At 63.6% G+C, this 10,592-nt stretch carries 9 protein-coding genes, 1 tRNA gene, 2 pseudogenes and 1 other annotated feature; of the genes and pseudogenes, 1 reads left to right on the plus strand and 11 read right to left on the minus strand.

The window, feature by feature from the left end:
* Positions 1-2 precede the first annotated feature (2 nt).
* Positions 3-263: a phosphopantetheine-binding protein gene (locus tag NQE15_RS15850; protein ID WP_265942627.1), complete on the plus strand. Its 261-nt coding sequence runs from the start codon at positions 3-5 to the stop codon at positions 261-263.
* Here NQE15_RS15850 and NQE15_RS15855 read toward each other — a convergent pair.
* The 11 genes and pseudogenes from NQE15_RS15855 to NQE15_RS15905 all read right to left on the minus strand — a co-directional run bounded on the left by NQE15_RS15855 (position 244) and on the right by NQE15_RS15905 (position 10,584).
* The gene (locus tag NQE15_RS15855) at positions 244-3,339 is read right to left on the minus strand and encodes an error-prone DNA polymerase (protein WP_265942628.1); all 3,096 of its coding nucleotides are present in this window, start codon (positions 3,337-3,339) and stop codon (positions 244-246) included. The two genes, NQE15_RS15850 and NQE15_RS15855, sit on opposite strands and share 20 nt — an antisense overlap.
* Positions 3,323-4,786 (minus strand): Y-family DNA polymerase, encoded by a 1,464-nt coding sequence (locus NQE15_RS15860; protein WP_265942629.1) that lies wholly within the window; start codon positions 4,784-4,786, stop codon positions 3,323-3,325. The genes NQE15_RS15855 and NQE15_RS15860 overlap by 17 nt, the downstream gene beginning before the upstream one ends.
* A complete protein-coding gene (gene imuA / locus NQE15_RS15865; RefSeq protein WP_265942630.1) occupies positions 4,719-5,432 on the minus strand; it encodes a translesion DNA synthesis-associated protein ImuA in 714 nt (237 codons plus the stop codon). Before imuA ends, NQE15_RS15860 begins: the two co-directional genes overlap by 68 nt.
* Positions 5,429-6,034, minus strand: coding sequence for a transcriptional repressor LexA (lexA, locus tag NQE15_RS15870; RefSeq protein ID WP_265942631.1), 606 nt, complete (start codon positions 6,032-6,034; stop codon positions 5,429-5,431). The genes imuA and lexA overlap by 4 nt, the downstream gene beginning before the upstream one ends.
* A gap of 133 nt (positions 6,035-6,167) precedes the next feature.
* Positions 6,168-6,244: transfer RNA gene (locus NQE15_RS15875), tRNA-Arg, on the minus strand.
* A gap of 163 nt (positions 6,245-6,407) precedes the next feature.
* Positions 6,408-6,947 (minus strand): annotated as a pseudogene (locus NQE15_RS15880) (IS3 family transposase); the annotation flags it as partial.
* A gap of 21 nt (positions 6,948-6,968) precedes the next feature.
* On the minus strand, positions 6,969-8,477 hold the full coding sequence (gene tnpC / locus NQE15_RS15885; RefSeq protein WP_265950075.1) for an IS66 family transposase: 1,509 nt from the start codon (positions 8,475-8,477) through the stop codon (positions 6,969-6,971).
* Positions 8,478-8,539: 62 nt separating this feature from the next.
* On the minus strand, positions 8,540-8,923 hold the full coding sequence (tnpB, locus tag NQE15_RS15890) for an IS66 family insertion sequence element accessory protein TnpB (RefSeq protein WP_265942632.1): 384 nt from the start codon (positions 8,921-8,923) through the stop codon (positions 8,540-8,542).
* Entirely contained in the window at positions 8,866-9,240 is a 375-nt protein-coding gene (locus NQE15_RS15895; RefSeq protein WP_265942633.1) for a transposase, read from the minus strand. The genes tnpB and NQE15_RS15895 overlap by 58 nt, the downstream gene beginning before the upstream one ends.
* 83 nt (positions 9,241-9,323) lie before the next feature.
* A pseudogene (locus NQE15_RS15900) lies at positions 9,324-9,823 on the minus strand (transposase); the annotation flags it as partial.
* Positions 9,429-9,545, minus strand: a sequence feature (AL1L pseudoknot). Its footprint overlaps the pseudogene before it by 117 nt.
* Before the next feature lie 146 nt (positions 9,824-9,969).
* Positions 9,970-10,584, minus strand: a complete 615-nt coding sequence (locus tag NQE15_RS15905; protein WP_265942634.1) for a hypothetical protein — start codon at positions 10,582-10,584, stop codon at positions 9,970-9,972.
* Positions 10,585-10,592: the final 8 nt, after the last annotated feature.

Below are 10,592 nucleotides of genomic sequence, written 5' to 3' on the forward strand. Positions count from 1 at the left end.
CCATGGACACACTACACCAGGAACTCAAGGGCTTCATCATCGAGACGATGAACCTCGAAGACATCACACCGGCCGAGATCGGCGACGACACGCTGCTTTTCGCCGAGGACGGCCTGGGGCTGGATTCGATCGATGCACTCGAACTGGTGCTTGCCCTGAAGAAGAAATACGGCATCGTGCTCGAGGCCAACGACGACAAGAGCCGCGAGCACCTGCGTTCGGTGGCGACGCTGGCGGCGCTGATCAGTGAAAGTCGCGGCTGACCGTTTCCAGCCGACCCAGCCAGGCGGAAAGATCGACCAGCCGCTTGGCGACCAGGTGCACCACCTCGCCCTCCTTCTGCAATTGTCCGTAAACCCCGAGCAGCGCTGAACCGAGCAGTTCTCGGCGCTGCTGGTCGACCAGTTGCGGCTGGACGACGACATTGACCAGCCCGCTCTCATCCTCCAGCGTGACGAAGACGACGCCCGCCGCCGTGCCCGGCCGCTGGCGGCCGACGACGATACCGGCGGCGCGAACCAGCGCCCGGTCGCCGGCCTGAGCCAATTCGGCGGCCGGCAGGAAACGGCGCTCAGCGAGCGACTGGCGCAGCAGCGCCAGGGGATGCCGACGCAAGCTCAGGCCGAGGTGCCGGTAGTCGGCGACCAGATTTTCGCCTTCGCTCGGCACCGGCAGCGGCGCGGCCTTCTCGACTGCCGGCAAGCCGGCGAACAGATCGCCCTGCACCGCGGCCGGCGCCTTTTCAGCACTCGCCGCCCAGGCTGCCTGACGCCGATGTCCGGCCAGACTCTGCAAGGCGTCGGCCGCGGCCAGGCGATCGAGGTCGCTGCGTTGCAGGCCGGCGCGAGCCGCCAGGTCGGCCACACTGGCGAAGGGCTGGCGCTGCCGTTCAGCGGCAATCCGCTCGGCAACACTCTTAGAAAAACCGCCGATTTCGCGCAGGCCGAGGCGGACCGCACCGCGCTCGTCGATCCGGCAGTCCCCGTCGCTGGCCGTGACGTCCGGCGGCAGCACGGTGACGCCATGCCGGCGGGCATCCTGGATCAGCATCGACGGCGAGTAGAAGCCCATCGGCTGGCTGTTGAGCAGGCCGCACAGGAAAGCGGCCGGATGGTGGCGTTTGAGCCAGGCCGAGGCATAGACCAGCAGCGCGAAGCTGGCGGCGTGCGACTCGGGGAAGCCGTATTCGCCGAAGCCCTGGATCTGCAGCACGATGCGCTCGGCGAATTCGGCCGGCAGCCCCTTGGCCGCCATGCCGGCGCGCAGCTTGTCCTGATAGATTTGCAGATTGCCCTTGCGCTTCCAGGCCGCCATCGCCCGGCGCAGCTCGTCGGCTTCGCCGGGCGTGAAATTGGCGGCGACGATAGCCAGTTGCATGACCTGCTCCTGGAAGATGGGCACGCCATAGGTTCGGTCGAGGACGGCATCAACCGCCTCCGAGATGCTTTCGATTTTCTCCCTGCCCTGCCGCCGCTTCAGGTAAGGATGCACCATGTCGCCCTGGATCGGCCCCGGCCGGACCAGCGCCACCTCGACCACCAGATCGTAGTAGTTCCGCGGCCGCAGGCGCGGCAACATCGCCATCTGGGCCCGCGACTCGACCTGGAAGACGCCCATGCTGTCGGCGTGGCAGAGCATCTCGTAGGTCGCCGGGTCTTCTGGCGGAATGTCCTGCAGCCGGAGGGCCTGCCCACGCTGCTCGCCGACGATGGCCAGCATGCGGCGGATCGCCGAGAGCATGCCGAGCGCCAGGATATCGACCTTCATCAGCCCGACCGCATCGAGATCGTCCTTGTCCCACTGGATCACCGTGCGCTCCGCCATCGCCGTGTTTTCGACCGGCACCAGTCGGGCCAGCGGCCCGCGCGACATCACGAAGCCGCCGACATGCTGGGTCAGGTGGCGCGGAAAGCCGCGCAGCGCCTCGGCGATCCACAGCCATTTCTCGACGCGCGGCGACTGCGGATCGAGCCCCTGTTCGGCGAAGCGTTGCGGCAACTGCTCCCGCTTGTCCCACCAGGCCAGCGACGCGGTCAGGGCATCGATCTGGGCGATGCCGAAGCCCATCGCCCGGCCGGCGTCGCGCAGGGCGCCCTTGGTCCGGTAGGTGATCAGCGCAGCGGCCAGCGCCGTCCGTTCGCGGCCGTATTTTTCATAAATGTAGGCGATGACCTCGTTGCGCCGCTCGTGCTCGAAATCGACATCGATATCCGGCGGCTCGCCGCGTTCTTTCGAGATGAAACGCTCGAACAGCAGCTCGGAGCGCGCCGGATCGACCTCGGTGACGCCAAGCGCGAAGCACACCGTCGAATTGGCCGCCGAGCCGCGCCCCTGGCAGAGGATATTGGCCCCCCGGGCGAAACAGACGATGTCGTAGACGGTCAGGAAATAGGCCTCGTACTGCAACTCGGCGATCAGCGCCAGTTCGTACTCGATCCGTTGGCGCACGGCCGGCGGCGTACCTCCCGGATAACGCCGCTTGAGGCCGCACTCGGTCTCATGGCGCAGCCAGGAGGCCGGCGTTTCCCCGGTCGGCACGATTTCCTCGGGGTATTCGTAGCGCAGTTCGTCCAGCGAAAAGCGGCATTCCTCGGCAATACGCAGGGTTTCGGCCAGCAATTCCGGCGGATACAGGCGGGCCAGGCGCAGGCGCGCGCGCAGGTGGCGTTCTGCATTGGGAAACAGCGCGTAGCCGGCAGCGAAGACCGTCGTTTTCAGGCGCAGCGCGGTTAGGACATCCTGCACCGGGCGGCGCGCCCGAAGATGCATATGGACATCGCCGGCGGCGACCAGCGGCAGGCCGCAGGCCTCGCCCAGCGCCTGCAGGCCGGCCAGTTTCGCCGCATCGTCCGGCCCGGCGTGCAGTTCGACGGCAATCCAGACCCGGCCGGGAAAGCGTTCGGCCAGCCAGCGCCCGTCGGCCACCGACAGCGATTCGCCGGGCACCCAGAGCACCCGGCAATCGGGCACGGCGCCGCTTGGCGAAACGACATTCAGGTCGTGGCGCTGCAGGGTGTAGGCGCCCTTCTCCGCCCGCCGCCGGGCCAGCGTGATCAGCGCCGAGAGGTTGCCGTAGCCTTCGCGATTGGCCGCCAGGAAGACCAGTTTCAAGCCATCGACCGTCGTCATCTCGCTGCCGACAAGCAGTTTCAGACCAACCCGTTTGGCTGCCTGGTGGGCCCGCACGACACCGGCCAGCGAGCATTCGTCGGTCAGCGCCAGCGCTTGATAGCACTGCTTCGCCGCCTGTTCGACCAGTTCGTCGGGATGCGAGGCGCCGCGCAGAAAGCTGAAGTTGGAGAGGCAGTGCAGCTCGGCGTAGTCAGGCAAAGAGGCCATGCAGGTACCAGCCGTTGGCGTCGCGGAAAATCCAGGCCCACTGCCCGCGCGGATTGCGGGCGACGAAATAGTCGCGCCGCAGGTCGCCCGCCGCGTCGGCCTCGCCTTCGTCCCACCAGCCGCTCTCCAGGCGCTCGGCGCGGGTCAGCAATTGCAGCGGGCCATGCCAGCGCGGGCCGCCCGCCTGCTCGGCCAATGCTTCCGGCACCGGCAACAACCACAGCGGACGGGCCGCGGCGATGGCAGGAAGCGTTCCGGCGGAGGCCGGCACGGCCAGCGGATCGGCCAGGCGGGTGGCGCATTCCGGGCGATAATCGGCCTGCACGCCAATGACCTGGACCGCCGCTTCGCCCAGCCGGGCGCGCAGCCGCTCCAGGCAGGCCGCCGTGCCCTCGCCGGCCGGCGCCGTCTCGAACAGCGAGGCGCTGTCACCGTGCCACTCGACGATCTCGTCGGCTTTCAGACCGAGCACCTCGACCGGTGCCGCCAGTTGCAGACGCGACAGGTGCTCGCGCAACAAGCGCATGAAACGCCTTTCGTCAGCGCAAGGCTCGCTCAGGCGCAGCGACAATTCGCTACCAGTGCCGTCGTCGTGCGTCAGTTGCAGGGTGTAGGCGCGGGCCAGCTTTTGCCGGGCATGCAGCCATCCGGCCAGGGCCGAGAACAAGCGCTGGCCGGCAAAGGCCAGCCCTTCCGCATGCTCGACGCGCGACGGCAACTCAAGCTTCTCGGCAAACCGTTCGGGAAAGACAAAGCTGACCTGGGGATCGGGGCATTCCCCGCGCGCGCGCAGCAGATCGTCGACCGGCCCGTTGCCGAGCCGACGCCGCAATCCGGCCGCCGGCAACTGCGCCAGGTCGCCGAGACATTGCATACCGAAGGAGTCGAGACGCGCCAGGATCTCCGGCGGCCAACCGGCAATGCGGCACGGCAGGACAGCCAGCGCCGTCTGCAGATCGGCGAGCGAGGTCAGCATTGCCGCAGCCCCGGCCTGCGCCAGCCAGCGCGCCCCGAGCGGCGTCGGCGCCACGGCCCAGCGCACGGAATAGGCCTGCTCGGCACAGCCGGCCAATACGGCATCGACAATCGCCTGCCCGCCGCCGAACAGGCGCAGACAGCCGCCGATTTCGAGCAGCAGCACATCCGGCGGCTGCCGGCTGAGCGTCGGCGTGAAGCGGCCGGCCCATGAGGCCAGTGCCGTCAACGCCCGCTCCTCGCGCCCGGCATCACGCTCGAAGACGCTCAAACCGGGTTGCAGGCCGAGAGCCGTCGACAGCTTCTGGCCGGGCAATACGCCGGCCCTGGCCGCTGCCGCGTCGCAGGCGAGGACCCGCCCGCGAACGACGATGGCGCTAGTGCCAGCCTTTGAATTCGTGGTACTAGGCGAGTGCCGCAGGGGCAGCGCTTCGAGCGACAGCAGGGGAAAATGCAGGGCCAGCCACAACACGTTGATTTCTCCCGGGACGGGGGATCGACAAGACCAGCGGCCGCGAGGCCGGACGACCGCGCCGCTTCAGGATGCGCACCGCCAGGCCATGCTCGGCAACGCTCAACACCAGGCGCAAGGGTGCCGGCGACGGTAGGCCGGCGACCGCAGTCGAACGCCACAGGCCGGCAAAAACCGGGCGCCCCTCGACCGCCACCTGCAACCGGCGCAAGGTCCGGGCATCGATGCCGTTGTCCGGCCAGGCGAGCACACCGGCAAAACCACCGCTGGCCAACAGTTGCTCCAGGCACCAGCCCAGTTGCCGGCCGGCTTGGACGACGACCAGGCGCTCCGGCATCAGGCCCGCGGCCGCCCAGGCCGGCGCATGCGGCCGCCAGGGCGGCGCGACCAGCGCCAGCCAGCCGCCTGCGGCCGACAACCGGGCCAATGCAGGTAACAGCAGGCCCATTTCGCCAAGGCCGCTGCGGTCGACCAGGATTTCGGTGAGATTGCCGCGCGGCCAGCCACCGCCCGGCAGTTCGGCGTCGAGTTCGGGATGGCCACTGGGAATGGCCGCGTCAGGCAGACTGGCCAGCGTATCGCCGCGCCAGACATCACCCCGGGCCAGCACTTCCGCCAGGGCGAGAGGCGACGGCATGGTGCTCATGACAAGGTGCTGATCGCCCCGCGAATCAGACCGACGGCAATCCCCTCGATGGCAAAATCGACTTCGGCAGGATTGACGATGATGGGTTCGAAATCCGGATTCTCGGCAATCAGTTCGACAAAGCCATCACGGCGCTGCAAACGTTTGACCGTAACTTCCTCATCGAGCCGGGCCACGACGATCTGCCCGTCGCGCGCCTGGTTGGTCTTGTGCACGGCCAACAGGTCGCCGTCGAAGATGCCGGCATCGATCATCGACAGACCGCGCACCTTGAGCAGGTAATCGGCCCGCGGGCTGAACAGTTGGGCATCCAGGGCATAGCGCCCCTGCACGTTTTCGACGGCAAGGATCGGCGAACCGGCGGCAACCATGCCAATCAGCGGCAGGCCCAGCTGTTCAACCAGCCGAATACCCCTCGCCGAGCCAGGTTCGAGAACGATAGCCCCCTTCTTGGCCAGGGCTCGCAAGTGATCCTCTGCCGCGTTGGGCGAGGCAAAACCGAAGGCGCTGGAAATCTCCATCCGCGTCGGCGGCGCACCGAGCACCTCGAGCGTGCTCCTGATGAAGTCGAGAATTTCCTGCTGACGTGGCGTAAGTTTCATGGCCTGCTCCGCTAAAAACCGGTAACTGTATTTTTATACAGCAAACCGCAAATAGCAAGCAGAACCGCATGTGCCAGCAAACGCCAGAAAGCAAAAAGGCCAATCCGAAGATTGACCTTTCTACTGTTCTTACTGGTGCGCCCGGAGCGATTCGAACGCCCGACCCCTTGGTTCGTAGCCAAGTACTCTATCCAGCTGAGCTACGGGCGCACTGAAAGAGTGGCGCATTATACGGATAATTGGAGGAAAGGCTAGAGGTTTTGACGAATTATTCACCTACTGGTTTTCTCGAACGATCAACGTTCCCATCTCTGGTGAGACACAAGCAGGCGGCTGAATCGCCCCGGTTTCCGTGGAGGCCGGTTGGTTTAAGTCAGGCCACGATGGCGGCCTGATCGGCGAGTTGCCTGTAGTAGTTTGCCTCAGCTTCTGCGGGGGGGATATAGCCAATCGGTTCAAGCAGCCTGTGGTGGTTAAACCAAGACACCCATTCCAGAGTTGCCAGCTCCACGGATTCCCTGGTTTTCCAAGGGGCGCGCCGGTGGATCATCTCCGCCTTGTACAAGCCATTAATCGTCTCGGCTAGCGCGTTGTCGTAGCTGTCGCCCTTGCTGCCGACTGATGGCTCAATCCCGGCTTCGGCCAGTCGCTCGCTGTAGCGGATCGAGACGTACTGCGAGCCCCTGTCCGAGTGGTGGATCAAGGCCTCGTCGGGACTCGGCTGACGGGCGTACAGCGCCTGTTCCAGCGCATCGAGCACGAAGTCCGTATGCATGGAACTGCTCACTCGCCAACCCACGATACGGCGGGCAAAAACGTCGATGACAAAAGCCACATATAACCAGCCTTGCCAGGTCGAGACATAGGTGAAGTCCGAGACCCACAACTGATTGGGACGGTCGGCCTTGAACTGTAAGCGCCCGGCGAACTCAGGTCAGTCGGTGATTTGAGGTTGCCAGCGGTGCGGCAGCAGGTCGCCGACGCGGCTTGCCGGTTGGGTCGGCAGGCGGGTCAGGACATCCTTCAGGTAAGCCAAAGGCTCGTGACCATTGAGCTTGGCGGATTGGATCAGGCTCATGATCGCGGCGGCGCGTTTGCCGGCGCGCAAGCTGCCGGCAAATAACCAGTTCTTGCGGCCGAGCGCGATCGGCCGGATCTGATTCTCGATCCAGTTGTTATCGATCGGCACCTGGCCATCCGTTAGGTAATGCGTCAGCGCCACCCAGCGTTTCAGGCTGTAGTCGATCGCCCTGGCGGTCCCCGAGCCATTGGGTACCACCTGTCGTTGCCGGGTCAACCAGGCATGCAATTCATCGGCAATCGGTCGGGCTTTCGCCTCCCGAATTCGTCGTCGCTCATCGATGTCGAATCCGGCAGCTTCCTGCTCGACCCCATAGAGTTTGCCGAAACAATCCAGTGCCTCGCCGGCGATCAGGCTCTGCTTCTGGCTGTGTAGCTCGAAGAACTTGCGCCGGGCATGCGCCATGCAGCCGGCTTCAGTCAACCCATTGGCCAGCAGTGCCTTGTAGCCTGAGTAATCATCGCAAATCAGTGTGCCGCGCCAGTCACCCAGGAATTCCTGGGCGTGCCTGCCGGCACGGCTTTCAGCAAAGTCATAGATCACCGCCTTGGTCGGCTCGAAGGCGCCGATGCTGTAGGACCAGAGGTAGGCTCGATGCGTCTTGCCAGCCCCCGGATCAAGCATGGCCACCGGCGTTTCATCGGCATGCAGCACCCGATGCCCGAGCATCTCATCCTTCAGGGCATCGACCAGGGGCTGGAGTGCCACACCGCATTTCCCTACCCACTGGGCGAGTGTCGATTGCGGAATGGCCAGTCCGGCCCGACCGAAGATCGCTTCCTGACGATAGAGCGGCAGATGGTCGAGGTATTTGGCAACCAGCACCTGCGCGAGCAAGCCGGTCGTCGGAATACCCTTGTCGATAACGTGCGCCGGAACAGGCGCCTGGATCAGCGTTTCGCACTGCCCGCAGACCCACTTGCCACGAATGTGGCGCTCGACGCTGAAGACGCCTGGCGTGTAATCGAGCTTCTCGGCCACATCCTCGCCGATGCGCTTCATCGTGCAGCCGCAAGGGCAGACCGTGGATTCAGGCTCATGATGAATGTCGGCACGCGGCAGACTCGCCGGCAGCGGCTGGCGTTTGGCCTGGCCTTTCGCCTTCGGTGGCGTCGGCGACAGTTGTGCGAGTTCTTCTTCCATCGCCGCCAGATCGGCATCGATGGTTTCCTCGAATAGTTGCGCCTGCTCGACCGGCCAGTGCTCGGTCTTGACCCCGAAGCGCCAGCGCTTGTGCATCGCCAGTTCATGCGTGAGTTTGTCGATCTTGGCTTGGCGCCAGTCCAACTCGCGGTCTTTCTCGACCAGCAGGCGACGCAGTTCGTCAGCGCTGAGTTGGTCGAGGTGGGTTGGCAAGGACATGGCCGGCATGATGCCGTCCGCCGCCCGATCTGACCATCGTGGACTTCCCCAATGGTGGACCGTCAAACAATCCGGATCACACCGCCGTCAGCCAGTCGTTCCCATGGCAGACCGAGGACGAGTGCATCAAACTGCGGCCGGCTGAGCTCGACGCTGCTGTTGCCGTGCCGCCAGCAGAATCGCCCCTGATTGAGCCGACGGTTCGCTAGCCAGATACCGTATCCATCATGGACCAGCACTTTCATCCGGTTGGCTCGGCGATTGGCAAACAGATAGGCATGGTGGGGTCGGGCTTCGCCAAACATCGAGACGACCCGGGCCAGGATCGTCTCGGTCCCCGCCCGCATATCCAGCGGCGTGGTCGATAACCACAGGGCATCGACCCGAATCACCGTAGCCAATCTCGCAACCAGGCGGCGCAATCGCTCGCCGCCTGTCCAGGCCATTCAATCTTCACCGCCGTGTTGCCACGCCGAACTTCGATCCGAATGTCGGGGATGCTTGAGACGATGGGTGGCATCGGTACCGGCACAAAGGCGGGTTCTGTGCCGCGCGCCGGTGAAATCGACCGTGCCGGCAGGCTGCGGCTCGGTGGCTCAATGCCCCGTTCCCGCATCCAGCGACGGACCTGATTCGCATTGACGCTATTGGCCAACGCAATGCCGGCAACTGAAGCGCCGGCCTCACAACAGGCAGCAATCACTGCCTGCTTGAACTCCTCGGGGTGAGTCCGCCTGCGGCGGCTCGGCTTCTTAACTTCCATCGATCGTGTCCACCATCTTTTTTAGTGGACACTATCTTCACGGTCTAAGCCGTCAATTCACAGATGAGTTCGCCGGGCGCTTACTGCCAGACGCGCTTGATCTCGGGCACTAACACCTCGTCACGCCGCACTCTCTGACTGCGCTGTTCAGGATTGCGCCGCCGAGCGACATGACGCCGGTAGCCCGACGGGGCAATCTGCAATTGCCTGCAGATCGGCTCGACCCCGAAGGCAGCACGATGCTCGTCGACGAAAGACCTCAAGACTTGAATCGGCGGTCGAGCTCCGCCTGGGCGAAAAACGCGCTGGCAAGCTTGAGTATCTCGTTGGCTTTGCGCAGCTCTTTGACCTCGCGCTCCAGTTCCTTGACACGCTTCTGGTCCGCCGTGGTCGGCCCTTCGCGCTGGCCGGCATCTCGTTCGTGCTGACGCACCCAGGTCAGCAGCGTCTGCGGCGTGCAACCGATCTTGACCGCAATGGATTCAACGGCTGACCACAGCGACGGATGATCGGCACGGCTTTCGGCAACCATGCGCACGGCGCGCTCACGAAATTCGGGGGAGAACTTAACTGACTTCTTCATGGCTCTATCTTCTCAAGAGTTAGAGCCTCCACCAAACCCGGGGCGATTCAGGCCTGGGATGATGAGGTGCCATGAACATGCTTGGACTCAAGCACTTATGATGCCCGAGTGCGGAGACCTGCTAATAGTGCGTGCGGCGCAAAATGCTATTTGTATTCGCAAGCATTGAGGGTCGCCCCTTCTTCGCAGGGAACCACACCGGAAATAATAGACCAATCGGAATAGACACTTTCCGTTTCGCAGACCAGATTCAGTTCCTTATTCTTTGCCCGACTTAATACAGTAACTCCGGCCAGCTTAATCGAAGATCCGTGCTGGTCTTCAGATTCATTAACGACGTAGTTAAATGCTCCATTTGCAAATGAAATGCTTGTGGAAACAAGGTCTGGGCGGAGGTATTCGTAAAGTTTGAATTGTTCGAGCGAACCAGTTTCCAACGACGGAAATTGAAATTCTGGTGTTCCATTAAGTTTTCCAAATCGATATTGGAGCGTTACCGCATTTTTCTCCCCCCTGATTACCTTTGAGGTTGCGCATAGCGATACAACCTTGCGCGACTTTGCAATCTTGCAGGAGAACACCACCTCTTCTCCCCCTTTGCAGTGTGTTTGCGCCGATGCCCCGGAAAAAACAGCGGATAGCATGACAATGGCTGTTAGTTTAATTCTGTAATCTGAAAGCCAGCTAGCCAGTTTCTTTTTTCCAGACAAAGCAAAATACTTCAGCTCAGTCTCGATATGCCTAGTAACTAAATAGCCCATTGAGATTT

Source organism: Dechloromonas sp. A34 (assembly GCF_026261605.1).
Classification (GTDB): domain Bacteria; phylum Pseudomonadota; class Gammaproteobacteria; order Burkholderiales; family Rhodocyclaceae; genus Azonexus.